Here is a 692-nt window from a genome sequence, read left to right on the forward strand (position 1 = left end):
CAGTTGAGGTTCTACCCAACTCGTTACCGACAGTTACTGCAAGCCCCGTTTCTTCCCACGTTTCTCGTTGCGCGGCAATTTCTGGAGATTCACCTTCAATAATAGTACCTCCCGGCAAGGAGATTTTGTTGGTGAGAATTTCATGAACCAGTACAAGCTTATCGTCGGCTCGAACAACACAGAGCGCGCCTTTAATTCCATTCAATGACGCACCGGATACCGATTTTGCCATTGTCATCGAAGACGTAGAAAGCAAAGCAGAAAAGAGAGTGAGAAAAAACAACTGTCTCAGCACAAGATAAACCTTTAATGAAGAGAATAATGACCAATGCATGATGGCAGTATTACCAATATTTTTCGACATAAATTAAGTAACGAGTTATGCATATGATGCACAAGTCAAAAAAGTCATCGGAGAAAATTCTTAATGTAAATCTGACAAAAATCAGACAAAACGTGAAATATTGATCGCAATTCTGCCAGTTATATAAGCAGAATGTCAGGATAAAGTCATAGGTATTTTGTGGGTTCTCATATTTAAAACAACAAAAATGGGCTTATTATTCGAAAACAATAAACCCCATTTATGATTAGTATGACTTTATAGCTTTATCCACGCATGAGTCCATGCAGAACCTACGCCCGGCTCATAAGCGCTTGGCGTCGAACCACACCAAAGACTATTTGGCCAC

At 40.0% G+C, this 692-nt stretch carries 1 protein-coding gene; it reads right to left on the reverse strand.

From position 1 onward, the window contains the following. The coding region (locus tag R7190_RS27625; protein WP_318137899.1) for an NUDIX hydrolase at nt 1-295 on the reverse strand (295 nt) is incomplete at its 3' end. Nucleotides 296-692: the final 397 nt, after the last annotated feature.

This window comes from Vibrio sp. 1078-1, assembly GCF_033340475.1.